Consider the following 247-nt stretch of genomic DNA (forward strand, 5'->3'; position numbering starts at 1 on the left):
CCGCCTGTCGCTTGCGCGGCCGCCTGTGCTTCCATCAGCATCGACTCGATCTGCGACATCGGCGCTTTCAGCAGGATCATGCGTGAGAGCTGGTGCAAGCGATCGGCCGCCGAGGCATTGCGTTGGCGTTGCGCTTCCATAATGCCGAGGCTGATCATTTGCTGCACGCGCTGGCGCTTCGCGGGATCGTTGATGTCGTAGAGCGCGATTTGCAGACGGCGGAGAAGCGAGCCGAGTGGCGGCGGAT

At 63.2% G+C, this 247-nt stretch carries 1 protein-coding gene; it reads right to left on the reverse strand.

Translation table 11 applies throughout. The annotated features are described in order from the left end of the window. Positions 1-247, reverse strand: a 247-nt coding sequence (locus tag ACM0OZ_RS49390; protein ID WP_414590244.1) for a hypothetical protein, incomplete at both ends; no start/stop codon positions are given.

The organism is Scytonema sp. PCC 10023 (assembly GCF_963920835.1).
In the GTDB taxonomy this organism is placed as follows: domain Bacteria; phylum Cyanobacteriota; class Cyanobacteriia; order Cyanobacteriales; family Nostocaceae; genus Kalymmatonema.